This window comes from Bradyrhizobium niftali (assembly GCF_004571025.1).
Classification (GTDB): Bacteria; Pseudomonadota; Alphaproteobacteria; order Rhizobiales; family Xanthobacteraceae; genus Bradyrhizobium; species Bradyrhizobium niftali.
Window position 1 is genome coordinate 82,366 of the sequence record NZ_SPQT01000029.1, and the last position, 26,320, is coordinate 108,685.

The 26,320-nt window shown below is 61.0% G+C and carries 18 protein-coding genes, 3 pseudogenes and 1 other annotated feature; of the genes and pseudogenes, 5 read left to right on the forward strand and 16 right to left on the reverse strand.

The window, feature by feature from the left end; translation table 11 throughout:
• Nucleotides 1-604: 604 nt before the first annotated feature.
• A complete protein-coding gene (locus E4K65_RS36455) occupies nt 605-2,302 on the reverse strand; it encodes an outer membrane beta-barrel protein (RefSeq protein WP_135178201.1) in 1,698 nt (565 codons plus the stop codon).
• Nucleotides 2,303-3,467: 1,165 nt separating this feature from the next.
• On the opposite strand from E4K65_RS36455, the pseudogene E4K65_RS49020 reads away from it, so the two are divergent.
• The 3 genes and pseudogenes from E4K65_RS49020 to E4K65_RS36465 form a co-directional block, all read left to right on the forward strand.
• Nucleotides 3,468-3,585 (forward strand): annotated as a pseudogene (locus E4K65_RS49020) (LabA-like NYN domain-containing protein); the annotation flags it as partial.
• 463 nt (nt 3,586-4,048) lie between these two features.
• Nucleotides 4,049-7,087, forward strand: coding sequence for an EAL domain-containing protein (locus E4K65_RS36460; RefSeq protein ID WP_235885879.1), 3,039 nt, complete (start codon nt 4,049-4,051; stop codon nt 7,085-7,087).
• 541 nt (nt 7,088-7,628) lie between these two features.
• Nucleotides 7,629-7,922, forward strand: a pseudogene (locus E4K65_RS36465) (IS66 family transposase); the annotation flags it as partial.
• Nucleotides 7,923-7,977: 55 nt separating this feature from the next.
• Here the strand turns inward: E4K65_RS36465 and E4K65_RS36470 are convergent.
• The 15 genes and pseudogenes from E4K65_RS36470 to E4K65_RS36540 all read right to left on the reverse strand — a co-directional run bounded on the left by E4K65_RS36470 (nt 7,978) and on the right by E4K65_RS36540 (nt 24,352).
• Nucleotides 7,978-8,370 carry an avidin/streptavidin family protein gene (locus E4K65_RS36470; protein WP_135178203.1) on the reverse strand — a complete coding sequence of 131 codons (393 nt, stop codon included), beginning with the start codon at nt 8,368-8,370 and terminating at the stop codon, nt 7,978-7,980.
• A gap of 473 nt (nt 8,371-8,843) precedes the next feature.
• Nucleotides 8,844-10,199, reverse strand: a pseudogene (locus tag E4K65_RS36475) (IS3 family transposase).
• Nucleotides 9,799-9,915 (reverse strand) — a sequence feature (AL1L pseudoknot). It overlaps the preceding pseudogene by 117 nt.
• 314 nt (nt 10,200-10,513) lie before the next feature.
• Nucleotides 10,514-11,761, reverse strand: a complete 1,248-nt coding sequence (locus tag E4K65_RS36480; protein WP_167771437.1) for an MFS transporter — start codon at nt 11,759-11,761, stop codon at nt 10,514-10,516.
• On the reverse strand, nt 11,758-12,993 hold the full coding sequence (locus E4K65_RS36485; RefSeq protein ID WP_135178205.1) for an ATP-grasp domain-containing protein: 1,236 nt from the start codon (nt 12,991-12,993) through the stop codon (nt 11,758-11,760). Before E4K65_RS36485 ends, E4K65_RS36480 begins: the two co-directional genes overlap by 4 nt.
• Nucleotides 12,923-14,119, reverse strand: coding sequence for a saccharopine dehydrogenase C-terminal domain-containing protein (locus E4K65_RS36490; RefSeq protein WP_135178206.1), 1,197 nt, complete (start codon nt 14,117-14,119; stop codon nt 12,923-12,925). Before E4K65_RS36490 ends, E4K65_RS36485 begins: the two co-directional genes overlap by 71 nt.
• A gap of 3 nt (nt 14,120-14,122) precedes the next feature.
• Complete coding sequence (locus E4K65_RS36495) at nt 14,123-15,361, reverse strand: ATP-grasp domain-containing protein (RefSeq protein WP_167771438.1); 1,239 nt, start codon at nt 15,359-15,361, stop codon at nt 14,123-14,125.
• Nucleotides 15,358-17,253, reverse strand: coding sequence for a class I tRNA ligase family protein (locus E4K65_RS36500; protein WP_135178208.1), 1,896 nt, complete (start codon nt 17,251-17,253; stop codon nt 15,358-15,360). Before E4K65_RS36500 ends, E4K65_RS36495 begins: the two co-directional genes overlap by 4 nt.
• Entirely contained in the window at nt 17,250-18,512 is a 1,263-nt protein-coding gene (locus E4K65_RS36505) for a lysine N(6)-hydroxylase/L-ornithine N(5)-oxygenase family protein (protein ID WP_135178209.1), read from the reverse strand. Before E4K65_RS36505 ends, E4K65_RS36500 begins: the two co-directional genes overlap by 4 nt.
• A 459-nt stretch (nt 18,513-18,971) precedes the next feature.
• Nucleotides 18,972-19,292, reverse strand: a complete 321-nt coding sequence (locus tag E4K65_RS36510) for a hypothetical protein (protein WP_135178210.1) — start codon at nt 19,290-19,292, stop codon at nt 18,972-18,974.
• A 495-nt stretch (nt 19,293-19,787) separates the two neighbouring features.
• Nucleotides 19,788-20,597: an ABC transporter ATP-binding protein gene (locus E4K65_RS36515; protein ID WP_135178211.1), complete on the reverse strand. Its 810-nt coding sequence runs from the start codon at nt 20,595-20,597 to the stop codon at nt 19,788-19,790.
• Nucleotides 20,594-21,385, reverse strand: coding sequence for a pyrimidine utilization protein D (gene rutD / locus E4K65_RS36520; protein ID WP_135178212.1), 792 nt, complete (start codon nt 21,383-21,385; stop codon nt 20,594-20,596). Before rutD ends, E4K65_RS36515 begins: the two co-directional genes overlap by 4 nt.
• A 34-nt stretch (nt 21,386-21,419) precedes the next feature.
• Nucleotides 21,420-22,214: an ABC transporter permease gene (locus E4K65_RS36525; RefSeq protein WP_135178213.1), complete on the reverse strand. Its 795-nt coding sequence runs from the start codon at nt 22,212-22,214 to the stop codon at nt 21,420-21,422.
• 1 nt (nt 22,215) lies between these two features.
• Nucleotides 22,216-22,602 carry a pyrimidine utilization protein C gene (gene rutC, locus E4K65_RS36530; RefSeq protein ID WP_135178214.1) on the reverse strand — a complete coding sequence of 129 codons (387 nt, stop codon included), beginning with the start codon at nt 22,600-22,602 and terminating at the stop codon, nt 22,216-22,218.
• Nucleotides 22,599-23,333: a pyrimidine utilization protein B gene (gene rutB / locus E4K65_RS36535; protein WP_235885880.1), complete on the reverse strand. Its 735-nt coding sequence runs from the start codon at nt 23,331-23,333 to the stop codon at nt 22,599-22,601. Before rutB ends, rutC begins: the two co-directional genes overlap by 4 nt.
• A 5-nt stretch (nt 23,334-23,338) precedes the next feature.
• Nucleotides 23,339-24,352 (reverse strand): ABC transporter substrate-binding protein, encoded by a 1,014-nt coding sequence (locus tag E4K65_RS36540; RefSeq protein ID WP_135178216.1) that lies wholly within the window; start codon nt 24,350-24,352, stop codon nt 23,339-23,341.
• Between the two features lie 140 nt (nt 24,353-24,492).
• On the opposite strand from E4K65_RS36540, the gene E4K65_RS36545 reads away from it, so the two are divergent.
• A complete protein-coding gene (locus tag E4K65_RS36545) occupies nt 24,493-25,413 on the forward strand; it encodes a LysR family transcriptional regulator (RefSeq protein WP_135178217.1) in 921 nt (306 codons plus the stop codon).
• A 278-nt stretch (nt 25,414-25,691) separates the two neighbouring features.
• On the forward strand, nt 25,692-26,120 hold the full coding sequence (locus E4K65_RS47840) for a hypothetical protein (protein ID WP_167771439.1): 429 nt from the start codon (nt 25,692-25,694) through the stop codon (nt 26,118-26,120).
• Nucleotides 26,121-26,320: the final 200 nt, after the last annotated feature.

The window sequence follows — 26,320 nt, forward strand, 5'->3', positions numbered from 1 at the left end:
ATCCGGGTGACATCGCACACACGGCAGGTCGCAAGCGGTCTCCCGTCGGCATCCAGGGTCCTCTTTTGCGAAACTGAAAGAACCGACCGTAAGGGAGCCGGAAGACGCCCGTTACCCGGGGGCGATCTTCCCGGAACGATGGGCGACATTGAGCGGAATCCGCGGTGTCAACACGGCACGTCGAATATGTCGAAGATATCGGGAGAACTTCGCAAAATGAGCTTTAATGACGCGCCATTTACGAGGTCTCCTGATCTGAGCGCTTGGCTGAAAATCATCAAACCTTCACGTTGCTCACAAGCTCCATTAGTTATGGGACCGCAGCCACTTCGGGGTCATGTACGGCGGTCGGACCATGAACGCGTGTCTCTGACGGTCGACGCGCCGCCCCCAGTTGCGTTCTCACTCCCAACCAATTCTGGCCACCGTGCGCCCATGCGCGGGTTTGGGCCGCGTGCGAGAGGACAGGTCGAAGAGCGCCCCTCGATCTCGGAGAACTCCCCGTCAAGCGACCGCCGATTGTAGGCCCAAGACGACCGCTCTACCTTTCGCAGTCGTTCGGTCGCTGCTCTTCCCGAGCTTCGAGCTTGGCGTGGCAGCCCTCTCAATTTAACTTGTAGGAGGCCTGAAAGAACGTACCCCAGCGCTCCATGCTGAACTTTGCAAAACCGGTCGATGCGCCGAAGCAGTCGCTGCCTTTGCACGTGCTATTGCTGTGCTCTTCAGTCCACATGGCCCAATAGCGCCCGCCGACGCCGATGCTGAAGTTCTTGGTAATGAAGTAGGACAACACGCCTTCAATCTGGGCTCCCCCGCCACCGGTACCCCGTTGTTCATCAAAGGTGGTCAGGTCCCGCAAAAGATGATTGTCACGTCCCTTAAAATCAATCCAGGGCAGGTAAGCGACGTCAGTGCTTAAGCGCCAACGCTCGGTGAGCATGGTTTCGGCGCTTAGGCCGATACGAGGTGCATTCCATTGAGTATCCTGGCTGCCAACGATTTGATCAGCGGACGCTGGGCACCGATACATCGGGTTGGCAATCTGCACGCATCCGATCGTGTCGGAGCTCTGGGCGTAATAGGTCCAGCCAATAAATCCGCCAACCTTGTAGTTAGCGCCCCGCAAAAAATCGTAACCTAGATCCGCCGTGTAATAGGTGAACCTTCCGTTTGCCTGGCCCGATATTGTGTTGGCATACGACACTGATGTGGCGGCCCAATCTTCATCGTTCATGTTTCCTTTGTTGAAGCGCCCGGTGCCAACATTGCTCTTCAGAAATATTCCCCAAGGGCTGTCAAGACGGCCAAATAACTCCCCGGAAAATCCGTCAAGTCCGTGATAAGTCAGCCTCGATATGAGAATGCTGGGGTCTTCCAGGCGGCCAGAGGCCACAGCGCTGTGGTCCCATTGAAATCGTCCCCGGCTGAGCCAGAGCCGCGAGCCGCCTTCGAACGACCAACCGGGCGTGTAAGCCATCGGCGGCGCACCTGTGGGGGCTTTCGCGGACAGCGGCGCGTTGCCCCATTGCGCCGTCCACGGGTCGGTACCAAAATGGTAATTCAGGCCGATCTTTCCGATGTGATAGTTGCTGGACAGGCTAGTTGTGTTCGCCGGAAGAATGGCGAACGGGGGAAGCTGCACGGTCGGAGGCGTTTCGACCTTCGGCCCGCCGAAATGCAGGTAGTCATACTCAGCTGTGACGGACCATGCAGGCGTAAGCGCCTGCTCGACTCCCAGCCCGATGATGCCGCCGACACGACCATAAGCAAAATGGGTTGTCTCCTGTGGCATCCAGCCAAGCTCATAATTATTGACGACGTCGCCCTGATTGTTCTGCCAAGCGAGGCCTCCCTTGATGTAGGCCAGGGTGCGGCCCTGCGGGCCAAACGCGTAACCCATCCGACCGGTCCCCGTGGCAAAGACGTTGGGACCTGCCTTGCAGTTCGCGCTCACAACAGCGCTCGAGGCGGCAAGGCAGGTATTCGTGCCGTCGGAGACAGCACCGCTGGCATCCAACTGGACGCCAAACACCCAGCTGTTCTTCTGCCAATTGTAGCCGATCTGCCCACCTGCCAGGAAAACGGGGGTATCGATGATGTCGCCGTAGATCGGCGGACCGTAGGGATTACTGAAGGACGTCCTGCCGTAACCACCGCCGAGGTGCCCGCCAATATATCCCCCGGACCAGCTCCACACAGCCGGTGGCAGTTGCAATGATGGCTCAAGGTCTGCCGAAGTGGCCGCACCGCTTGCGACGAGCGCAATTGTTGTAGCTCCCCAAAAAAGAAGTGCAGATCGCATCAAATACTCCGCTGCGTTTCCCATCCACAACCGAGCGACGTCGTTCTGGCATCGGTGGTGACGCGGCGAATGAAGCAAGCAGCATGCCGCTTAAAAGCAGGCTCTCCAGGCGCCAGGTACGCGTCAAATTTGCGACATTGGGGCTCAAACCCGACAATCGTACTGTTAGCGTTCGACGGTAATGTCGCGCAACTCGAAGCCGCCATTCTCGCTGTAGCTACGACATTAGTTGTCGAGTCTCATATGAAGCGTTTGAGTCAGTGGACATTACAAATCGGAGCCGTGCGGCCTAGATGCCGGATCCGCCTATCTGCAGAGGGTGACACATGTACGCAGCGCCATCGAAGTCCGCACCCGTGGAAAGAAAGATCTGACGAGAGATTATTAGACAACGCGGCACCCGCAGGAGACGCTCGTCCATCAGCCTCGTCCGGCTTGTCATGAATACCTACGCGATAATCCGGCTCCGGCCTCAAATAGCTCTTGCTCGACCAAAATTTTCCAGTTGGAAATTCCGTGCTGGTGTCGTTTCCGCGTACGTCGATGGAAACGGTCGCGGCCGCGGAGCTATCCGAGCGCTACCGATTGTCGCCATTTATGACGTCGCAGAGAATTGCTAGCGGCGACTAAAAAATGCCGGCTGTTTGCAGCGTTGAACGAGGCGCAAAGTCTAGGGGACGCAGAATCAGGTCGTGGATCGAGGGCATTGGCGACCGCTTGCCCCAGCAACTCCGCGTCCGCCGCAGCGACCGACTCCGCACTCTTCGTCAAGGTGCGCTCGCGCGCGGGCGCTGCACGGTGATATTCTCGGCGAAGAAGCGCGTCTCGCCTCAGCGGAGGATAGGGCGTGGGTCTCGAACCGGCTTCGCGCAGGAAGTCCTCGACGCCTGCTGCGACTGATAGTCATCCTCGACGATGAGGATCCGTGGGGACTTTGGACACGCATTCACTCGCTTGTTGAAGCCCCCGGAAGGCTTGCCGCTTTGTGTAAAAGCGAACACGAAGCGAGGTTCCGGCTCTCATAGCAACTCCTTCGGCTGGCGAGAAACCAACGGATCTTGCCGCGGTGGCCCATGGGATGCGATCGGGAACCGGAAGATCGCATAGGCCAGTTGAGCTCCTTCGCTGATAAGATTACGTTGGGCGCCTCCTGCTTTCGTCGTGGGTCACGAAACCTGCCAAGCCAGTTTGTCAATTCCTTCGGGCGTCGCAAAGTCAAGGGCAACATGATCATCGAAATTGCGGTGCACGCAATGGAGCTTGCCGGCGAACTCGACGAGCTGGAGGCTCTCCGTTATCTCGCGAGCAAGCAATGTCGCGAGCCCGTCGCCTAGGCGTAGTACTACGGCGCCGCCGCGTTCGGAGCCGGACAAATCCATCCCGTAGTGAACCATTTCGTCGGCAGCGCCGAGCGGCGCAAGGCGCCGTTTAGGTTGCGGGGCCGGACTCCTAGGCACTCCGGCTCCCCTTCTGCCCTCGTTAGCTCGAGAGCAACTGCCGAATGGCGCGCCCAATGATGCTTTGATGGCAGGGTGCGACCGTGGAGCCAGCCGGGCGCCGGAGGGTGCTCTGCCGATCTCTGCTCCTGTTGCTAGTGAACTGCGGCTCCGCCCTCGCAATTTGCGCAGAGCCGTTAAGGCCAGAGATACCACATGTCTTTACGTGCCTTTCGGTACCCCCATCGTAGCCTGTGGCTCCTGGGCAGGGCACATGAGCTTACTTACGCGAGCGCGCGAGGCATTTTCCGTGGGCGACGTCGCCGATCCACTCGGCCGTTCGCTGCTCGTCGAACAATTTTCCATCCTTCGCAAGCAGGTCCCGGTTCTCTACGCGGTCCTGCTAGTTGACAGTATCAGCGTAGGGCTGGTCCTCCCATCAAGCATCTCGGCGTGGCTGAGGTTTGCCTTGCCTGGGGCCCTGCTCGCGGTCTGTCTGCTTCGCTTGAGCCAATGGCTCAGGCTGAAGGATACGGAATTCACACCCGAGCAAGCACATCACCAGCTCACTACGACACGCTTGTTTGCGGTTGTGCTGAATGGAGGGTTCGTCGTTTGGATCCTGGCACTTTTCGGTACGATTGAACCCAATCTGCGGGCGCCAATTGCCTTGCTGGTCTTCATGGGTTGCGTGGGTACCGCTTATTGCCTCGCCAGCTTTCCACCAGCCTCTCGCTTGACAATGCTGATTGCTGGCGCCCCGATCGCGACAATACTGCTCCCGTCGGCCAACGGTATGATGATCTCCCTTGGCATCAATCTTCTCCTGCTGCTGGCACTGCTTGGGCGGATGATCAACACCAACTTCCGGTCATTCGTCGAGCTGATCAAGGCGCATGGCCGGCTCAGCGAAGAAGGCGCTCGTGCGACCGCCTATGCGGAGCGCTTCGATACGGCGCTCAACAACATGTCACATGGCCTGTGCTTCTTTGACCAGGAGCAGCGCTTGATTGTGTGCAATCGGCAGTACCTGGAAATCTACGACCTCGATCCGGAAGTGGTTCGGCCCGGCATGAGGCTGAACGACATTGTAGATCTCCGGTATTCGGCCGGCAGTGCGCCCAAAATGTCGAAGGGAGAATATCTGGTCTGGCGCAACAGTGCCCCCGTTATTGCCCAGAGCTCCGATAGAACGGTCGAGCTGACAAACGGGCGCGTCGTGCGCATCCGGCATCGGCCTATGGAGGGTAACGGCTGGGTCGCAACCCACGAGGACATCTCCGAACGTTACCGAACCGAAGCGGCGCTTGCTGATGCGAAGGCTTCGGCCGAAAAAGCCGAAGTAGCCGCACGCGCCGCTCACACGCATCTCACAGAAGCACTCGACGTCGTTCCGGAGGGCCTCGCTGTATACGATAAGAACGACCGGCTTATTCTTTGGAATCGCCAATACGCGGAGTTCTATGAGGCAAGCCGAGAAGTTCTTGTATCCGGAACGTCGTTCGAACAGATCCTGAGGGGTGGGTTGGCTAGAGGCCAGTACCCAGAGGCGGCTGGGAGAGAGGAAGAGTGGCTCGCACAACGCATGGCCCACCATCAGTTGCCGCGGCACTCTCACGAGCAGCATCTGGCTGGAGACCGGTGGGTACGCGTCGAGGAGCGACGCACGGTTGATGGTGGAAGCATTGGCGTCCGGATCGACATCACCGACTTGAAGCGACGGGAGGCATCGTTCCGCCTCCTGTTCGAAGAAAATCCGCTTCCAATGTGGGTGGCCGACGGCAAGACGCGGCAACTGCTTGCGGTAAATGGTGCCATGTGCCGTCACTACGGATATGCTCGCGAAGCGCTTCTCGCCATGTCTGAACACCAGCTAGAATGCGAGGACTTGCACGGCCGCGGCGAACCCGACTACGCGCTGCACATCACGTCTGATGGCGAGGCCATCCAGGTGGTGATCGAGTCGCGACCGCTCGTCTACGACGGCCGCGCGGCTTACATGAGCGTTGCGTTCGACGTCACTGACCGCAACAGGGCGCAAGAGAAAATAAGTTATCTAGCCTGCCATGATGCGCTCACGGAGCTGCCCAACAGGGCGGCGCTCGATCAGCATCTCGCAGACGCTGTGGCGCGAGCGCAGGCGACAGACAACGGCTTTGCTGTGCTCTGCATCGATCTGGACCACTTCAAGGAAATCAACGATGTCTTTGGTCACGCAATCGGGGACGCCGTTCTGCGGGAAACATCCCGGCGACTGCAAGACGCTGCACAGGGATCCTATGTAGCGCGTGTCGGCGGCGACGAGTTCATTGGCATTGCGGATCAACTGCCTTTGTCTGCCAGCGCAGAGTTGTTGGCGACGCGAATGCGAGCCCAATTCGGGCGACCGATTGAGGTCGACGGCCATGCGCTCAAGATCGATTTGTGCGTCGGAGTCGCACTTTTTCCGAGAGACGCCGACAATACCGTCTCCCTGCTCGCAAACGCCGATGCCGCTCTGTACCGCGCCAAGCACGAGGGCAGGGGGGCCATTCGTCTCTTCACGAGCGCGATGGACCAACAGTTGCGTAATCGCCGGGCACTTGAGCAAGATCTACGGCTCGCCGTCGAGCGAGGAGAGCTCTACCTGGACTATCAGCCGCAGCAGGGTCGGGATGGAGGAACCAAGGGCTACGAGGCGCTGGTACGCTGGCGACACCCGACTAGAGGCATCATACCGCCTGGAGACTTCATCCCGATCGCGGAGCGGAGTGGATCGATCGCCCAGATCGATGATTGGGTCTTGATGGAGGCCTGCAGGGAGGCCGCTGGCTGGGAGCAGCCGCTCAGGATTGCTGTCAACGTTTCGGCGGCGCAGTTTCGCCGTGGAGACCTTGAGGCGCAGGTCCGCAAGGCGCTGCACGACACCGGGCTGTCGGCCTCGCGGCTCGAGCTCGAAATCACCGAGGGCGTCCTGATCGAGGACCTCTCGCGGGCGAAGAAGACGATGCAAGTTCTCAAGTCGCTCGGGATACTGATCGCTCTCGACGATTTCGGTACCGGGTACTCATCACTGTCGTACCTCGAAGCGTTCCCCCTGGACCGCATCAAGATCGACAGAGTCTTCGTTGCCGGCCTAGGCCAGAGCGAACGCGGGCTGGCCATCGTCAGGGCCGTGATCGGTCTCGCCCACGGACTTGGCGTTCCTGTTCTTGCAGAGGGCATTGAAACGGACGCTCAGATGTCGCTTTTGCTGTACGAGGGCTGTGATGAGATGCAGGGCTACTTCATCGGCCGGCCTCGGAGCTTAGCCGCAAAGGTTCCCTCAAGCCGTGGGAAATCTTTAGCGGCACTTCATAGCCAGCGGTAGCGTCGTACGGTCGAGAGCCACTGCCGACGCCGCACGCCTCGCGCCAAGGCACGCGCGCATGTTGAGTGCGTGGCCTTCGCAAACAGGGCAACCGAGCCACACGACGTTCAGATGAAGGCCTGAGGATTTCTTACGTTATGAGCGGCTGCGTTGTAAGTGCGATGTTGTTTTTCAATGACGCTGGTGGAGTCGTAGCGCAGCGCTGCAGGCAGTCAAACTCATTTGCGCTTCAGGGTGATCCGGCGCAATGGAATGCCATACTGCCAAGCTCGAACTCTGATCGATGCTTCGCTAGCCGCGGCCGTCCTTACGTTTGTCGCCGAGCCGCGGTGTCGGTTTGGCGAAGTGCACCCCATCCGACATCGCACTCCGTTCGCGCATCTAATCGAAGTGATCGACCACGACACCTTCAGGCCGGATGGCAACACCTTATTCTCACGTCCGGATCGAATATCTTCTCATTAGAAATTGATATCAGCCGTATAGTTGGCGTCTCCCAAGCGATTCCGGCATTAAGTTCAAGTAGGAATCGTCTGTGTACGAGAAAAATGCCCGCGAAGGGTGAAAAGGGAAAACCGTCTCTCCGATCGCGCTGGAGGCGATCAGACGCCTCGATGCGTTGTTCGATCCCGAACGCGCCATCAACGGCCGCGGCGCCGACCAGCGGCGCGCCCTGCGCCAGGAACAGAGCAAGCCGCCTCTCCAGGACATGCACACCAGGTTGCTACGTGAGCGCAAAACGCTCTCGCGTTCCTCCAGGGTCCTGAAGCCCCTGAATTACATGCTCAGGCCACGGGACGACTTCGCCCGCTTCCTCGACAACGGCTGGATCTGCTAGAGTTGCCACGGGCAGATTTTGGCCTCGCTAAGGTCGCGCAAGAAGGTTGAAATTACCGTACGCGCGTAAATACATCCGCGCCCTTCAACTTGCTAGGCCTACCTTTCTTATCAACATAAAAGAGCGTCCAAGACGTTGGCATCTGAGACCCGTTAATTTTTCCAACCCAGCGGGTAAAGGAATTGCACTGGGCAAAAGTAACAACAAAATACAAGCCGGTTGGACTAACGGCTCCCGCTGCAGGATAAGGGACGCCCTGGCACGCAAATCCTTGAGCATGGTTTGTGAAAATCCCTTGTATAGCCCCGCTATTGGCGGACCAAATAAAGAGTTCCGAACCTCGTTCATTTTTCCAATATGACGGAGCAGGAAGCCCCTGCGCCATGGCCTCGGCGGAAAGCAACAAGGATTGGACGAGCAGCAAGAGTCCCAGAAGTCTTTTCATGTTGAAGCCCCAAAAGCGTCGTCTGAAGATCATGTAATTTTGTACAACTTGAGGTGACGTTCGCGGCTCTTATCTCGCATTCGGCAAAGGAATGCGGCGCATATGCGCCAAGTCGCGCTGGATCGCAGCGCAGTCGGACTCAGTGAGTCCGCCCAGTCCGGGCACCGCACCCCTTTGCTTCATCTTTCTGCTTATGCCGGACAATTGCTTTGCCCCGCGCTGATCGGGCGGACGTCACGAAGAAACTGCCGTTCCACCTTCCGCTCGATGTGCGCGCCTCGCGGCTTTCTGCGGGCGAGAAGCAGAAAGCCGAGATCGTCAAGCAGTTCTGCGGCCCTCGAAGCTGCACAGCGTGTATTCGTTACGCCACAGCTTCAAAGACGGCCTATTCGCTGCGGAAGAGGTCGGCAACCGGAGGAAGCTCACCCTCTCCGCTGAATTCATATATCCGTCGAATATTGTGTCCACTTAAGCTATTGAAAATGTTGGACGTGAACCGTCCCGGGTTTGCCGGAGGCCATTTGGTTTAAGTTAAGCTGCCATGGCCGGTTGTTCAGCATGGCGTAGTAGCGTTGCTCGGCTTCGGCCGGCGGGATGTTTCCGATGGGCTCCAGGAGCCGTCGGTTGTTGAACCAGTCGACTTATTCGAGAGTGGCGAACTCGACGGCCTCGAAGCTGCGCCATGGCCCGCGCCGATGGATCACCTCGGCCTTGTAGAGACCGTTGATGGTTTCGGCGAGAGCGTTGTCGTAGAAATCTCCGACACTGCCGACAGAAGGCTCGACGCCGGTCTCAGCCAGGCGCTCGGTGTACTTAATGGATACGTATCGGCGCCTTACAACGTTCATCGCAACCTCCAACCTCCGAGTGTTGCGACGACCGTTTGAATCCGCCTTGGCTGCCCCTGTCGCTGTGGTGCACGAGCCCGCTACGATGGACCGGCCGTCGATCATGTAGTGCCTGCTCCAGCGCATCGAGCACGAAGCCTGCATGCGCCGTGCGCGAGGCCCGCCAGCCGACGATCCTGCGGGCATAGGCATCGATGACGAAGGCGACGTAGACGAAGCCGGCCCAGGTCGCGACATAGGTGAAGTCGGAGAGCCAAAGGACGTTCGGCCGTGGCGCCTTGAACTGGCGGTTGACGTGATCCAGCGGGCATGGCGCCGCCTTGTCGCTGATCGTGGTCTTGACGGATTTGCCGCGGATGACCCCTTGCAAACCCATGTCCCGCATTAATCGCGATACTGTGCAACGGGCAACATCGAAGCCTTCGCGTTTGAGCTGGCGCCAGACCTTGCGCACACCGTAGACGGAGAAGTTCTGGTCGAAGACGCGACGAACCTCGACCTTCAGAGCGGCATCCTGCCTGGCGCGCGCCGACCGCTTGGCCGGATCGCGCCGCTTGGCCACATGGGCGTGGTAGGTCGAGGGGGCGATCGGCAGGACCTTGCAGATCGGCTCGACCCCATGCGCCCCACGATGATCATCAATGAAGGCGATCATGGCTTGGACCGGCGGTCGAGCTCCGCCATCGCAAAATAAGCGCTCGCCTTGCGCAGGATCTCGTTGGCCTGTCGAAGCTCACGGTTCTCCCGTTCCAGGGCCTTCAGCTTCTCGGCCATCTAAGTCGGAACGCCGGTCCGCTGCCCGCTGTCGATCTCGGCCTTCTTGACCCAGTCATGAAGCGTTTGCCGTGTGCAGCCGATCTTGCCCGCAATCGATGTCACCGCCGCCCAGCGCGAAGGGTGCTCGCCGGCGTGATCCAGAACCATCCGAACCGCGCGGTCCCGGAACTCTGGCGAAAACTTGTTCGTCGTCTTGCTTGTCATGGCTCCATCCTCTCAGGAGTTGGAGCCTCCGGCAAACCCGGGGCGGTTCAGATCGCGCCTCCGTGGAGCTGCACGAGCTAGGTAGAAGCCGCTAACGTGCTTGACAGGTAAATGCACGCCTTACGAAGAACGATCTTAGTACTCGGATGGGATGCCCATCTTCCCAAATAGCGCAATGGGAGGCCACCACGGAACGATAGCAGATAGCCGTCGTAGAAATAGCTTTGCGCGGCGACTGGGGGCCGCCGCGCAGCAGGACCATGTGCTTGTCGAGCCGATCGTTGAAGTCCAGGCCGGCGGTGAAAAAGCATTCTCTAGGATCGCTCGACATCAATGCCATCCTGCGTGGCCTTCCGGCCACCAATATCCAGCATCTTGCTGCGAAAACGGTACAGCCACATCGCACCCAGACCATAAAGGGCGGCAATTCCCGCGAAAGCGAACGTGTTGTGAAGCTCCGCGCTGCCGAGCACAACGCCAACAAAGTTGCCGAGTGCTTCTCCGAGACCCATACCGATGGCGTTGATGCCGAGCAAGGCGAGGTGATCCCTTCCCGGGGTATTCTGGACAAGCAACACCGACAACGACGGCAGGGCGACAATCTCCACGACCGTCAACAATGCGACGGCGAGGTAGAGCGTGAACAGGTTCACGAACCCTGATAGCAGCGCGAAACACGCCAGGACCAGGACCGCCGACAAGATCAGCGACCCGACATCGTCGACATGCGCGCGCTCGAGCGTCTTCATCAGCGGCATCGATGCCCCTACCACCAAGGCGGCATTGAGGCCGGCAATCGTCCAAACGATTTCCGGGCCGGCCAACAAGCGGCCTAGCACGATCGGCGCAAACGAAAAGATCTGTGCCAGGGCGAACCACGTGAAGGCAGTCGCCACGAATACCAAGCGAAGGTCGGACCGCGTTGCGCTGTGCAGCAGCGACTTCCACCAGTTGCCGCCGCGGTCCAGTACTGGCAGCTCGTTCCCCAAAAAGGCATGGCAGACCAACCCACCCGACACCATCACCAAGCCGGTGACGAGGAAGGGGGCGTTCGGCGCCATTTGCACGTACAGCAGGCTCGAGAGCAACGGTCCGAGCGTGGCAGCGATATTCGTCCCCACGGCGAGCTTCACTAGCATCAAACGGAGAGATTGATCCTCGCGCAGGCGAACCGTAATTACGCGCAGCAGCAAGCTGCACGACCCGTAAGCGGTGCCGACCATAAACAGTCCGAGCGCGGTCCCGACAAACGCGGCGCTCTCCGCCACGATGATATAGCCCGCCCCCATCACGAGATAGGTTGTCGTCAGGGCACAACGCGTGGGAATGCGGTCCAGTAGTGGAGCGAATAAGGCGCGCGACGCTCGGCCGGAAGCGGACAGGAGCAGCAACAGAGTACCGACCTGAGCCGCCGAGAGCGATCGGTCGAGGAGATAGACGCCGAGCACAGAGAGCGGCGCAAAGTAGCCGTAGTTATTGAGAAAATTCTGAGCGAACACGTTCCAGAACATACGCTGCGCGGGCTTCGGTTGGAGCATGGTTGCGCGCGGGCTGTTCATCATTGAACGGTGATGGCGACCGCCATGATCATGCGCTCGAGCCGGTCCTTAACTTCGGTGGCGCTCGCCCCGGTGGCAAGCACATGACCAACGCGGTCGAACGAGTGGCGGACGGGCTTCACGGTGTCACCGACTTTGATCAACAGCGCGGCACCGGCATAGCCAGGCATTTCGGGCAGACGGTCATATCCGGTGATTTCCGTCACCCTGCCGGCGGGCGGGACGAAGTATCGGATGCCGGCGGCTCCGCAGTGGGCCGCGGGAAGCATCACCACGCCGGCATCAGCGCACAGCATCTGGGCAAACACGCTGCCGTAATAAGCGATCCCGGTCACGTGCTGTGTCAGGTGCGTAATGTAGTCGCCTCCGGGTCGGGAGTGAATTTCCCCCATGACGATCTCGCCGGCATCGCAAGCCCAGAACTCCGCATGAAACATGCCGAAAGTCAGACCGATGGCATGCACGGCGCTCTGCACGACCGTGATCGCGCGCTCACGCAAAGCAGACGGAAGATGGGCCGGCGCGACATGGCCGCACTCGACGAAATTGCCACCGCCGATCACGAATTTTTGCGTCAAGCTCAAGACCCTCGGCAAGCCACGGACACACAAGCCCTCCGCGCTGAACTCCCGGCCCTCGACGAACGATTCGAGCAAGAAGGGCCGCTCGCTTGCCGGCCTGAGCTGCGCAAGCGCAGTGGCAAGAGCCGTCGCGCTATCCACCAGAAAGACGTTCTCGCTGCCATACCCGATCATCGGCTTAAGGATGAGTTTGCGATGCCGGCGCGAGAGCTCGGCAAACGCCTGATCGATTGCCTCGCCGGATCGGCACAGCCTGGCTTCCGGCTGGGCAAATCCGGCCGCCCGCAAGGTGTCTCGGCAGACAAACTTGTTGGTGGTGCACTCATGCGCACGCTCGCTGGGGCCCTTGAATCCAAAGCGGCGAACGAGCGCGGCGATCGCCGGCTGCGCTTTTTCTTTGAAGCTGAATGCTCCGGCAAGAAGGTCGCGTCGGGGATATTTGCCAACCCACTTGAGACAGGCGCTCACATCCTCGAAGTCGAGGGGATGGACCTCATCGGCGAGATCATGCAATTGAATGGCCTGCTCGAGACGCTTGGGCGTGTCCGTCAACACCACCCGCAAGCCTTGCGCCCGCGCCTGATCATAGAGGTGACGGGACTGAATCTCGCTCTCTCCGCCCAAGACCAGCAGTGCCTTCTTCCGCATCGTCATCACATCTGTCCATTGTTATCTCGACACCTCGACGCGCGAGCCAGTCGAGCATGACCGGCGCTATCTGCGGGGTGATAATGGTCTCCGGATAGTGAAATCCGCCAACGGCTTTTCCGGCGCCCGTCAGCCAGTTGACCAGGAACACCACGGGCAAGCAGGTGGCCAGAGCCATCGAGCGCACGTCGACGCGGTCAGTGAAGGTGAGCCGCAAACCCTGCACAGACCGTCGCCCGTGCCGACTTCCGGCGAGATCGATTGCCAGAAGCGTCTTTGTCTGTTCGTTCTCCGCCAAGCCGAAGGTGCGCTGGGTGGCCCGCTCGAAAAGCTGCTTTGGGGTGAGGCCCGTATTTTCGTCCACGGCATCCTCGGCCAAGACGCCGAGTTGATCGAGCAATGCGACCAGTTCGACATATCTGGTCCAACGCAATGTGCGTTGGTCGGCATGGACACCCGGCCGCGACAATTTCGGATGCTCCGAGAGCCGCGGCTGCATCCCGTCATGCCAGTGCTCGAGCACCCCGATGCCGGGCCAAGCGAGTTGTTGAACATCGGAAAACCGCGGAACGACGCAAAGGGCGCCATCGCGGATGCAATAGGCGTCGCGCTTGGCGAGGGGGAGGTGCGAAGTGCCGAAGAGTCTTTTGTAGCCGAGAGGATTGGCCGGGCGTGGCACTACGATCCCACCGCAGCAGATACGAAGGGACTGCACCTCCTCTGTGGATTCCAGCAGATAGCCCGCCAGGATCTCCGTCAGCCCCGGCTCCAGCCCGCAGGGCAGAACCGTCGCAAGTCTCGGAGCTTGGATCAGCGCTTGCTGCACGCGTGGCACGTCCTCGGCAGCAGGCCGGCTGATACTCACCAGCAAACCACGTGTAGCGCGGCTCGCTAGGCTCTCGATCACACCCAGCGTGACCGGCCAAGTGGCGGCACAGATCACGACGGGTGCGAGTTCTGCCTGCTGCGGCTGGTCGGTGCACAAGATCTCACATTTCCATGCCTCGCGCGCAGCCGTGAGCGCGCTCATATCGCGGTCGATGAGGCGGACCGTCCAGTGCGGAAAGGCGTCGCGCAGCAGCGCCGCCATTCCCCTGCCCATCGCACCAGCGCCTATGACGTCCGTCTGCATGTGTCACTCGTGGGCGAAGACTGGGGTGATCGTCTCCGATACCCAATCGAGGTGCTTCGTGAGCAGTGCTTGGCTCGGCGCGGTGCTGATCACCGCGATCAGACGTTGAAGACGGAAATCGCTTGGCGGAAGCACAATGTGTGTACCGATCGATGTTTCGACGATCGCCTGCTCGACCCAAGGGTGATCGAGAACCGCCTCGAGGCCGCGGTAGCCGAGCAGCCGCCCTTCCTGTTTGGCCAAGACGTAATGGATCCCGGCCACCCGCTGCGGCGCGGGCGGAGGCAGAGGCGCCGTGCCCACCGCAATGCGAGCAAGGTTTTCGTAGAAGTCATAGTGCAACGCAAGCGGGACCAGATGCGACGCGATGTAATCGCCTCCCGGCCGGGCAGCAACCTCAATGAGCGCGAACTGCGGGCCGTCGTACTTGCCTTCGAGGTGGAAGGATGCATTGTCCAGGCACAGCGCCAGCACGTAGTCTTTGGTCTTTGCTTCAATCATGCTGCGCATCTCACCATCGAGGTCGGCAGGGAAAATATGCCGCACCTCCAGGCAATAAGGATCCGAGGTGAGCTTGTGCGTGATTCCGACAACGGTGACTTCACCGCTGCAAACGTACCCTTCCACACTCACCTCCTGCCCGCCGATATAACGTTCCGCCAGGAACGTAAGCGTTTCCCGGCGCAAAGTCGGGTCGTACGACGGATTGCCGATCTTCTTGCTAGTGGAATGAAAGACATTCAGGTCGGCAGGCTCGCGAAGGAGGTAGATTCCGGTGCTGCCCGAGGCGTTCACCGGTTTCACGATGACCGGGAGTCCCGCCACACCGATGAACTCTTCCAGATCGCTATCATTCTGCAAAAGGCGGTGCGTGAGGCCGGAAACCGACTGAGTTCGCTCGCGCAGTATCGATTTGTCCCGCACCGCGGACACGCATGCGAGCGGCAACCCGGGCAGCCGCAATTTCGCGGCAACGATGGCGCAGGCTTCCACAGCAGTTTCCGTAAAGCAGACCACACCGGCAATTTGGATACACTTTCTGATCTCCTCGACGGCGCTCTCGAGCGAGACAAGGCTTGCGGGATTACATTGGCGCCACTCGTCGACGTAGCAGGCAAGTTCCGGTGGCAGCGGCTGACCAAGCACAGCGACGCGGTATCCGAGCCGATGTGCCGCTTCGAATGCACGAATGCTTTCTCGTATGAGTCGGCGATAATTGATATAGAGGAGAAACTCCGTCATACAGCCCAGCCTCTGGTGTCGAAGGATCGCCCCGCCGGAACCCATTGCAAGGCGTGGTTCAGATATGGCGGTTCTCGAATGCCAAGGCGCGCCAGGAGTGCGGTGCAGAGCCCGGGCATCACCGGCCAGGCAAGCGTCGCCCACAGCCGCAGGCCGGCAACGCCGAGGGCGCAGGCGGCGCGCTCGATGCCCGGGTGATAGCGCGCGCCAAGCGCTTCTGTTGCGAATCCATCAAGGTCGTGAAGCAAGCGGTCGATTAGCTCCGCGATCCGCCGCGGGTCGAATCCTTCGACCGAGAATAGCCGCCGGCCCTCTTGCTGACGCTCGCAAAGCTGTTGATAGAATGCGCGATGCAGGCGTTCCCAAGTGCCGGCCTCCGGCACCGTCCCGCGGTGACGCGTTTCGACCGACTGGCTGATGTGATGAATGACGGATGCCAGCAGGCCGCGGCGCCGTTCGATCCAGTCAAAGGCCTCGCGAAAGCTAAAGTTCGTCGGGGCAACCGATGGACGGGTATGGCAGACATATAGGCGCAGCCAGTCGGCCGGAATTCCCTGGCGGGTGAGATCGTCGGCGTATATGACATGGCCCCGCGAGGTGGAGAGCTTACGGCCGTCAAGCTGGTAGAATTCGTTGCCAAAAAAACCCACGATGCGAAATCTGCTCGCGTCGTAAAGGTGGAGCAGGATTGGGAAGGTGATGCAGCGCAGATACGCGTTGTCGGAGCCAAAAAAGAGCACGAGCTCGACTTCGTCCGAGCCGAGCTCCGCACGGGAGGCAAGCATATCCTGTGCCGTCAAGAAGCGGGGGGCGAGCTCGACGGCCGAATAGAGGTTCTGGTTCTCTTGCCCGTGCAACGGCAGGGCAAGTCCGTCCGATGAACAGATTCCGAGCGGAATGTCCGGCAGCTTGCGCTGCAACACCCGGGCGACGAAATCCGGCATTTTGCCGACGTAGGCCCCCGACATCAGGTATCGCTCGAGCACGGCGCGATGCGGCTCCAGCGGCACGAACATGCGCTTCAGCGGCCGCCACGCTGCCGGCCGGTTGCAATGATTGCAGACCGGATCCATCAGCTCTTCATCCGGCACGAACAGCGCGCAGTTCTCGCATTCCGAGCTGATCCCTTCGCCACAGTGCGGACAGGAGCCGCGCACGTGGGCTTCGAACAAGTATCCGTGCCCGTGCTCACAATACGGAACGCGGGCAGTTTTCTCGATGAGATGGTCGCCGGCCTCCAGCGTGGCTAAGAACTCGCGAGCGACCCGTTCGAAACGCGGCAATTCGTCGAGCGTCGCGAACACATCGAAGTCTACCCCCAGCAGACGGTAGTTAGCGAGAAAATCATCCGAGTAGGCGCGCGAGGTTTCGTGGTAGCTCCGCCCTTCGCGCGCAGCGGTTATCGCCACATGTGTCTGAAAACCCAATGTCCCACAAAGCTGGTAACAGTCGAGCCCAAGTGTCCTTTGCGCTCGCGTAAACATGTCGGCAGCGACGACCGGCCCCGCCAGATGCCCAACATGCATCCGCCCGTTCGGCGTTGTAAAGCTCGGCAGAACAAGGCGCGTGCGCGGCGCCTTGGTGGGGGCTTTGACGCTTTCGTCAACGGTCTGCCGGTCTTCCCACCAAGCATTTCCCACGACCAGAAGTTCCGCCCCATCGTTCTTGATAAGATGGGCAGTGAACGGAGACATCAGCAGCATGTCTCCGGGGCCGAGCTGTGTGGTAGAGAGCGACCCGTCGCCATAGGTGACCGAGCCGGTGCCGGAGAACACGAACAACATCTCGTTGTCGGCGTGGCAATCCAAGCGCGTGGACTCGCCACTCTCGAGGGCAAATTTAGAGGCCCTAAAATGGCGTGCCACGATGTTATCGCGCAGCTTTCTCATCATTCCTCCTCCAGTTCAGCCAGACGCGACAACATCGATGGATCCATGTCCACCGGATAGAACTCCTTTCCCATGATGCTGTTGACGATCGTTGCGTTGCGATAGGCGACGAGAGACAGATTCGCGTTCTGCAAACCATGCTGGATGCGGGTTCTGTTCTGAAAGTAGATCTTGCCTGGCAGGGCTATCCGGCTCTCCAGTGAATAGTCCGATCTGATCCTGGGCAAACTATCCTCAATACAGGCGAGCTGCATGATGCGGTCGAAGAATGGCGGCGTGTGGGGGACAAAACCGGTGGCCAAGATCACACGGTCGACCGGCACCCTGCGTGTTGCTGCGGTCTCGGTGCACTTGAGCGTAACTTCGAAGCCCGCTCCATTCTGCCGCAGACCTTCGAGACAAGCACTGACGATCAACCGGACGCCGTTATTCTCACTGTCGACGAAGCGACGTTCATAGATTTTGTCGAAGAGTTGATTTGTGAGATCCAGCGATACGCCGTCGCTGCTCAGCCTCTTGACCTGCACCCATTCGCGCCGACGTGAGAGCGGCTGAGCTTGAAAGTGGCGGAAATAGGCAGGCGTATAATACTCGTTGGTGAATGCGCAGTCGTCCCTCGGTTCAAGGTTGTCGCGCGGCGTGACCCAAAGTATCTGCTTCAGGGGTGGGCCCGCGAGCAGCTGTTCCATCACCTCGCTGCCGCTTTGACCCCCGCCGACGAGCAAGACTCGTTCTCCTGCGGCCGGTGGCGCCCTATTGAGATAGTCTGCCACGTGATAGACGCGTTCGCCCAACAAGGGACGCACGCAATCCGGCACGTCGGGGCAGATTCCGAGCCCAAGTACGACATTTCGGGCCTGATGTTCCGCCTCAGTGGTCGTGACGCGGAAATGTGATATTTCGGGCCGCACATCCAGTGCCTTTTGCCCAAATCTAAGATACGGAAGCTGATCTGCGACCCAAGCGAAATACTGAAAAAACTCCTTGCGAGAGACTGCGCCGGACCGTCGATTGACGAACGCGTGGAGCCGCCCACTTCGGTGCAAAAAGTTGAGAAATGAAAACGAACTGGTTGGATCTACGAGCGACACACAGTCTTTGACATGTGACACTTGTAACTTAGCGTTCGAAAATGCCATTCCGGCGTGCCAGGAAAAACGCGGCTTATCGTCAATGAATAGGCACCGTAGTCCGGTCGGCTTCATGAGAGCGGCAAGGCTGAGATTAAACGGACCAATTCCGATACCAATTACGTCATACATGCGACGAAGCTCCCATGTGCCGGTCCTCTTCACGGCCAACTAGAAATGGTGCATGCGGTGCGTTGAATGCATGAGTCGAGCCAGCAGACAAACGTAGTCGGTTCATGCCGTCGTTGAGAGAGTACAAGAGGCGGCCCCGGCGCAGAGTAGGTGCGCTGGGTACACGCGCTGGGTCCGCCCCTACATCATCGGTTGCTTCGTGATGCTCCTTGCATGAAGCAAGCGGCGTGCCGAACTGAAATCGTGGCGCTTCTGCAAGCGCTTGATACAACTATCGGCGAGACGCTTGAATCGAGCGTCGCGTCACGTGCACGAATTGTCTCAAGGCTGACGATCGGGGCTGCGTCATATCCGACAAGGTCGGTGTGAGTTCGGTGGCCTGCACAGCCCGGCAATCGTTGGCTCCGGGAATCGCGCGGCGCGGGCGCGCGGTACCGCCGGTTGATCTGCCTCACCTACTCAGTGAGGCTTCTGCATTCCCTTTTTGGGCCTCGCAGCTCCCGTTCCCTGAGCGCCCTCGCCAGCTCCCGCTTCTTCGCGCGCGATAAACTCTGCAATTTGGGCATCAAGTTCGTCGTCTGTCATACCCGCGAAGTCGCCCGGCTTGCCGACCTCCTTGCGGTTAATGAACATGCCCAATTCTTTGCCGAGCAGCTCCAGCGCGCGGTACCCGACGTTTCCCTGGTACTGGTATTCGCCCTGCTCTTCCCCCTCCTTACCACGCACCGGGCGTGCCTGCAGCGCGCGCTCAACGTTCTCGATTAGCTTACCTAGAACCACTCTTTGGTCAGGGCCAGCTTCGACATAGCCTTCTCGGTGGCTTTCGCATCCGCCCTTTCGCGCTTCTCAAATAGCTCAGAGACCCGGGTTTGAATGGGTTGCGTGCGGGCTAGAGCGGAGGCGTTGTGCCTATTGGCCTTGTAGCCCGCCTCTACGTACGCCTGAGCAGCGGAGCGTCCTTTCACAAGCTCCTGGGCGACGCGCTCATGTTTGGGGTTCCTAAGGATTGGCATTGGATCGTTCTCCTTCTCAAGAGGCCAAGCTAATGTCTGGTTCTCGGCAACGCGCCAACGACTGGCTCCTGGTGCGAAGCGGGCCGTCGCCGCAGAAATTACAAAGCGCCTACAATGACATACCGGTGCCCAGTCTCATCCTGTCGGGCGCGCCAAATCTCAGGCATTCAATACAAAACACCGAACAATCCCTCACAGAGTGCCTCCTGCCCAAGTGAAGGCCACAACGGTTAAGCCCGAGGCCCGGTCAAGGTAAGCCGCCTCACGCCCCGCCAGCCGGCTTCTCCAAGTCGGCCCAGATCTTCGCAAAATAATCCTGGAACGCCGCGTCGGTCCGCAGCGCCGCCGGATCACGCCCCGCCCGTGGCAACTCGATCACGTGCCACGCGCGCACCGTGGCTGGGCGTGCGCTCAGGACCAGCACGCGGTCGGCCATGGCGATGGCCTCGCCGATGTCGTGGGTGACGAGAATGGCGCTCTTGCCGCGTTCGGCGATGATGCGGGAGACGTCGGCCTGCATCAGCAGGCGGGTCTGGAAGTCGAGCGCGGAGAACGGCTCGTCGAGCAGGATCACCTCGGGGTCGAAGGCGAGCGTGCGCATGATGGCGACGCGCTGGCGCATGCCGCCGGAGAGCGCCGCGGGTTTTGCGTGCTCGAAGCCGGAAAGGCCGTAAGTCCGGATCAGCTCCAGCGCGATCTCGCGCGCACGCGGCTTTGGTGTCTTGCGGATCTCCAGCCCGAGCATGACATTGTCGAGCACGCTGCGCCACGGCAGCAGCAGATCCTTTTGCAACATGTAGCCGACATGGCCGGCGGCATCGTCGACGCGCCGTCCGCCGACCTCGACATGGCCGCGGGTTGGCCGCAGCAGGCCGGCAATGGCGTTGAACAGCGTGGACTTGCCGCAGCCGGAGGGGCCGACGATCGCCAGCGTCTCTCCGCAGCGCAGCTCGAAGTCCACTTTGCGGATCGCCTCGACCGGGCGCCCCTCGCCATCGAAGGTGACGCCGACATTCTGGGCGCGCAGCACGATCGGCGCGGCCTCGGTGAGGTCATGCGCGAGCGCGTTCATCGGTCCACCTCCCTGCAGAAGTCGAGCAGCGTGTCGTTGAAGATCTTTGGCGTCACTACGCTGAAGGCGTGCGCGCCCCAATCGACCTCGTGCACGCGCGCATCGGGAATGGCAGCCGCAAGCTCGCGGGTCAGATACGCCGGCACCAGCGCGTCGTCCTTTGCGGAGGACAGCAGCGTCGGCACGTTGATCTCGGCGAGGCGCCTGCCGCCCTCGAACGCGAGGAACATGTCGATGCGCTGGTTGATCGTCGCGACCGAGGGGAAGTGCTTCAGGATCTTCTCTTCCTCGGCGTCGAGATGGGCGATGTTCTGCGAAATCCATTGCGGCGGATAGAGGAACAGCGGCTGCGCCCGGACATAGGCCTGCGGGCCGGACTGGTTGAGCAGGGCCTTGCGGATCTCGAAGCAGCGCCGCAGGAACGGATCGGCGCGGCCCCAGCCGTTGACCACAGTGAGGCTGCGCAGGCGCTTGGGGTGACGCAGCGCGAGCTCGATGCCGACGATGCCGCCGATCGCATGGCCGACCACATGCGCGGCATCGACGCCCGCATGGTCGAGCACGCAGGCGATGTCGTCGGCCATGCCGGCGATGCTGCGGCTGCTGCTTTCGCTGCGGCCGGTGCCGACGTGATCGTAGAGGATGACCTGGTGGCGCTCCGCCAGCGCATTGAGCTGCGGGCCCCAGAACGAACCACTGCCGCCCATGCCGGCCGAGAGCACGACCGGCGTGCCGCGCCCGTGAACTTCGTAATAGATCTCGGCGTCCTTGCCGCGTGCAAAAGCCATGACGTCCCAGCGATTGGAGTGACTTGATTTCGGATCAGGAGAGCAGGCGCCGCTCGATCAGATCGATCGCGCCGTACATCAAGAGCGCCACCACCATCAGCGTCGCGATGCCGACCCAGACCGCGTTGAGGTCGTAGAGCACGCCGGCGTAGTAGATCATGTAGCCGAGGCCCTCCTTGGAGGCGATGTACTCGCCGACCACGGCGCCGATCAGGGCGAAGCCGACATTGAGGCGGAAGGCCGCGACGATCCACGGCATCGCGCCCGGCACGATGACGGTGCGCCAGGTCTTCACCCGGCTGGCGCCGAGCGAGCGCAGCAGCTTGACCAGATCGGCGTCGACCTCCTTGGCGCCTTGCAGCGCCGTGATGACGGCGACGATGAAGGTGATGATCGCCGCGATCGCGATCTTCGAGGAGAGGCCGATGCCGAACCAGACGATGATCAGCGGCGCCAGCGCAATCTTCGGCAGGCCGTTGAGCGCGACCAGATAAGGCCGCAGCACGGCGGCGCCGGTCGGCACCAGCCACAACGCGAGCCCTGCCGCGCTGCCGAGCACCGTTCCGATCAGGAAGCCGGCGATGGCCTCCCACGCAGTGAGCGCGGCGTCGCGCAGCAGCTCGCCGCTGCCGATCAGCTTGGCGCCCTTCGCGATGATGCCGCTCGGCTGGCCGTAGAGATAGACCGCGATCAGGCCGAAGCGGATCGCGAGCTCCCACGCCGCAAGCAGCGCAACCAGCAGCGCGATCTGGAGCAGCGCGATGCGCAGCGCGGGCGGCAACTTGAACCGCGCGCCCGCAACTGCCTGCCCAGCGTCGAGCACGGCCACCTCACGGCCTCTTGTGTGCGATCGAGGCGATCTCGACGAGGCAGGCGGGCTTCACCAGGCCGCACTGGATGCAGTAGCGCGCCGGCTTCTCGCCGGGAAAATACTCGGCATAGACCTTGTTGACCGCGGCGTAGTTGGCCCAGTCGGTGATGAAGATCGAGTTGAAGGTGACATCCGCAAGGCTCGATCCCGCCGTCTCCAGCACGCGCTTGATGGTCTCGAGAATGTGCCGGGTCTGGCCTGCCGCATCGCCTTCGTGGACGACATCGTTGTTGGCATCGAAAGCCAGCGTGCCCGACACGTAGATGACGTTGTCGGCCATCATCCCCGGCGAGAACGGGGCGATGGGCGCGGTGGTGCCCGGCGGAATGATGGCGCGGTCGGTCATAGCGAGTCCTCTTCTGTGGGAACGGCTTCGGCCTGGGCAAAGGCGCGGCGGAAGTCGCTCGCGGACGAGACCCAGCCGAAGAATGTCTCGATGTTGAAAATTGAGGCCTTCTGGATGTAGTCGGGGCCGGCCTGATGGGTCGCGTCCTCCAGCATCACGCCGAAATATTCGAGATGGAACCCGTCGCGCAGCGTCGACTCCACGCAGACATTGGTGGCGATGCCGCAGAACACGAGGTTGCGGATGCCACGAGCGCGCAGGATACTGTCGAACTGGCTGTTGAAGAAGCCGCTGTAGCGCGTCTTCGGCACCACGATGTCGCCGGGCTTCGGCTGGAGATCGTCGACCAGCGCATAGTCCCAGCCGCCCTTGGCGAGCAGCTTGCCTTGCAGCTCGGGCCGCTTTCGCATGGTCTTTAGCGCGTTCGATTTGTGCCAGTTCGGCGAGCCCGGCCCGCCGGCCTCGACATAGTCCGCATCCCAGCCGTTCTGGAAGAAGATCACCGGGACGCCCGCGCCGCGCGCGACACCCAGCACGTCCCGGATCGCCGTGATCGCGGCCTTGGCGCCGGAGATGTCGAAACCGGCGAGGTCGAGATAGCCGTTCGGCGAGGCATAGGCATTCTGCATGTCGACGACGACCACGGCGGTCTCGTCGACTGCGAGGCGAAGCGGCTCGGGCCGTGCCGGCAGCGTGACGTAGCGCGGCTCGCGCGCGGGAGAGGTATTCACTATCATCACGCCAGACCGAACTGCCTGGTCGCCTGTTCGGCGAAACGGTTGTCGACCATCTGGGCGTAAGAAAGGACGGATTGCACCGCGCCGCCGCCCTGCTCGAGCTGCATCGCACGGTCCCATTCGTCCGCGGAGATGGTCGGGTTGCGCGGGATAGCCGTCTTCGAGCCGAAGAAGTTTTTCGTCGCGTTGGCGACGACGGATGGCGTGACCTTCGGGAAATACTTTTCCGCGACCTCGGTGAAGACCGCGTTGTTCTCGTGCATCAGCTTCTGCGCTTCCGCGATCGCGTTGCAAAAGCCCTGCACGGCGGCGGGACTGCTCGCGATCGTCTCTTCCGTCGCCATTGCGGTGGTGAAGCAGAGCGGGCCGAGCACGTCGGCAAAGGACAGCACGGGCACCAGGCCGAACTGCTCAGCGGCGATGCTGACGTCCCACTCGAAGGCGGTGGCGATGTCGGCGCGGCCGTCCTTTACCGCGGCGGCCTGCGCGCCGGGCGGCAGCTCGAGGAAGGTGACGCCCGCTTCCTTCGGGTGGAACTTGCCGACGGTCTTGATCGCGAAGGTCGGCACCTGAATCGTGGAGGACGGGAATTTCAGCGTCGCGATCGTCTTGCCGCGCAGATCGTCGATCGTCTTGATCTTGCTGTCGGGCTTGGCGATGCCCCACATCGACACGCCACCAACGATCTTTGCGATGTTCTTGATCTTGCCGCCCTCGCGGACCGCGTTGACCGACATGCCCGGGCTGGTCACGCCGATCTGGCCGCGGCCGGACAGCAGGATCGGCACCGGCAGCGCGATGCCGCCGGCGGTGGAGAGGTCGGCGGCGAGGCCATGCTTGGCGAACAGCCCCTTGTCCGCAGCGACGTAAAGCGAGTTGTACATGCCGAGCCGAAGCGCTTCGGCGATCGCCACCTTGGTGCCTTCAGCGGAAGCCGGGGCGCCGAGGCCTGCCAGCGGCGCCGTTGCCGCGCCGAGGAGCGAGTACTTGATGAGGTCGCGTCTGTTGATCACGTCCCAGTCCTTTGACTTATCAGAACAGTGAGTTACGCCCCGTTCTGCCCAATTGGTGGTCATTCCTGGTACTTCGCCCAAAATCCTTGCATTGGAGATTTTCATTAACAATCCGGAATAGAGAGATATATTTATAAGGCATGCTGATAGATCAGCTCGACCTGAAACAGCTCCGTGCCTTCGTCCGCGTCGTCGAGACCGGCAGCTTCAGCGCCGCGGCGCGCTCGCTCGGGATGTCGCAATCCGCCGTCAGCCAGGCGGTGCGCCAGCTCGAGGATGGGCTGCGGGTGCGGCTGCTCGACCGCACCACGCGAAAGCTCCAGCTCAGCAAGGTCGGCGCGGATTTCATGCCGGGCATTCAGCGCCTGCTCGCCGATCTCGATCGCCAGCTCCAGGATCTGCGCGATTTGCGCGAACATCGCCGCGGTCATGTCACGGTGGCCTGCGTGCCGTCGGTGGCGTTGCGGCTGATGCCGCGCGTGCTGGCCGCATTCCAGCGCGAGCATCCGATGGTCGCGGTGACGCTGAAGGAGATTTCACGGCACCAGATCTTTGCCGCGCTGCGCGGCGGCGATGTCGATCTCGGCATTGCCAACGTCCCCGGCGACGATCCCGAGCTCGATGCCACGCGCCTGCTCGTCGACAGTTTCGCGCTGGTGATGCGCCGCGATCATCCGCTCAGCGCACGCGACGCCGTGAGCTGGGTAGAGGCTTCGAAAGCAGGCCTCGTGGTGATGGCATCGGGCACCGGTATCCGTCTCGAGATTGAACGCGGTGTCGCTGAGCTCGGCCAGGGCACGCCGATCCATGAAGCCGAGCATCCGGCGACGCTGCTGGCGCTGGTCGAGGCCGGCGTCGGCGTTGCGCCTTTACCGAGTCTCGCCTGGCCGGAGGTCGATCATCCCGTGCTCACCTGGCGCAAGCTGGTCGAGCCCGTGATCGAGCGCGAGCTCTATCTGCTCTGGCGCATTGGTCGCGACCTCTCTCCGGCCGCACGCGCCCTCCAACGCGGCATCTTGGCGGGCGCGCAATCGATCCGCGATCGAACGGTCTCCGGTTGATGGCAATCGCGAACACCTAAGCGGCCAAGGTTCGAGACTTGGTCAACATACTCAGGGACAATCGGCGGGCGTCGAGGTTGCGAGCGGCGGTTTGCGAGCCATTTCTCTAATGCCGCCGCCCTATCCAGTCCTGCTTTTCACAGGGCTGCGCATCATCGATGAAGCTTGTCAGATCACTGGCAGGCTTGTCCGACCGCAAAGCCCGTCGACTTCAAGACGCTCACGGACCAGCGCCGCGGGACTAGGCTCAAAGGCACAGTCCCTGGTGGCACGCTGGCTTGGCGATATCGGCTTTCCGGCTTCGGCATCTGCTGGAGGCGCTTATTCAATCATCGCCGCATGATTCCAAGCAGATATTCCGTCCAGCGTTCCAGCGCATCTCGCATTTCGGCTTGGTAACGAGCCCGATTGTACACCCCAGCGACGCCTGCGCGGTGGCCGCTCACGTGGTTCAAGATCGCTTCCACGATATGCGGCAGGACGCCCAACTGATCGGCCATCACGGTTGCCGCAGTCCGACGAAGATCATGCACGGTCCAATGGGGGAGGGGCTTAGCATCCTCGTTGACCATTCTCCGCGCTGCAAGAATGCGCGCATCAAGGGTGACCTTCGATTTGGACCAACCGGAGAACCCTCGATGATTATCGCCCTTTCGGCGAGGACCATCACCAAAGACGCAGTCGCGATCATCCCGCCGCTGCGGTAGCGGGGCCGAGGCAGTTGAGATGAGCGGCAGCACGTGCTCACGGTGGTTCTTGGTCCTGGCGCTGAGCGGTTAAGAGCAGCAAGCGCACAATGCGTCCGTAGTCGTCATCCCCGCACGCCTGCCAAATCTCGATTAGCTCTGCATCGGATAGTACCCGGTCCCGGGATTTCGGTTGCTCTGGGCGGTTGGTGCCGAACACC

Bases quoted from the DNA above. Each gene is read 5' to 3' on its own strand.
- E4K65_RS36455 (WP_135178201.1), bottom strand. From the start codon at position 2,302: ATGCGATCTGCACTTCTTTTTTGGGGAGCTACAACAATTGCGCTCGTC.
- E4K65_RS36470 (WP_135178203.1), bottom strand. From the start codon at position 8,370: ATGAAAAGACTTCTGGGACTCTTGCTGCTCGTCCAATCCTTGTTGCTT.
- E4K65_RS36480 (WP_167771437.1), bottom strand. From the start codon at position 11,761: ATGATGAACAGCCCGCGCGCAACCATGCTCCAACCGAAGCCCGCGCAG.
- E4K65_RS36485 (WP_135178205.1), bottom strand. From the start codon at position 12,993: ATGACGATGCGGAAGAAGGCACTGCTGGTCTTGGGCGGAGAGAGCGAG.
- E4K65_RS36490 (WP_135178206.1), bottom strand. From the start codon at position 14,119: ATGCAGACGGACGTCATAGGCGCTGGTGCGATGGGCAGGGGAATGGCG.
- E4K65_RS36495 (WP_167771438.1), bottom strand. From the start codon at position 15,361: ATGACGGAGTTTCTCCTCTATATCAATTATCGCCGACTCATACGAGAA.
- E4K65_RS36500 (WP_135178208.1), bottom strand. From the start codon at position 17,253: ATGATGAGAAAGCTGCGCGATAACATCGTGGCACGCCATTTTAGGGCC.
- E4K65_RS36505 (WP_135178209.1), bottom strand. From the start codon at position 18,512: ATGTATGACGTAATTGGTATCGGAATTGGTCCGTTTAATCTCAGCCTT.
- E4K65_RS36515 (WP_135178211.1), bottom strand. From the start codon at position 20,597: ATGAACGCGCTCGCGCATGACCTCACCGAGGCCGCGCCGATCGTGCTG.
- rutD (WP_135178212.1), bottom strand. From the start codon at position 21,385: ATGGCTTTTGCACGCGGCAAGGACGCCGAGATCTATTACGAAGTTCAC.
- rutC (WP_135178214.1), bottom strand. From the start codon at position 22,602: ATGACCGACCGCGCCATCATTCCGCCGGGCACCACCGCGCCCATCGCC.
- E4K65_RS36545 (WP_135178217.1), top strand. From the start codon at position 24,493: ATGCTGATAGATCAGCTCGACCTGAAACAGCTCCGTGCCTTCGTCCGC.